We start from the raw sequence: 232 nt of genomic DNA, 5'->3' as shown, positions 1-232 counted from the left end.
CCCCAGTTCGATCCTGGGTCTCGCCACCATTATATGTGTTTTCAATCCCTGATCCCATCAGGGATTTTTTTTAAGTATAAAAAATACTCAGTTAAATCAAAAACTCAGGATAATTGTTGACTATTGTTCTGAGATACGGCTTAATACAGGCCAACGGCGTGATAGCTCAGTAGGTAGAGCAACGGATTGAAAATCCGTGTGTCCCCAGTTCGATCCTGGGTCTCGCCACCAT

1 tRNA gene is annotated in these 232 nt (G+C 43.5%); it reads left to right on the top strand.

Going from position 1 to position 232, the window contains the following annotated elements:
* Positions 1 to 155 precede the first annotated feature (155 nt).
* Positions 156 to 231 (top strand) — tRNA-Phe (locus NL42_RS15695).
* Position 232: the final 1 nt, after the last annotated feature.

Source organism: Acinetobacter sp. GN11 (genome assembly GCF_054823985.1).
The sequence above is the reverse complement of the archived record's forward strand: the minus strand, read 5'-3'. Positions and strand labels throughout refer to the sequence as shown.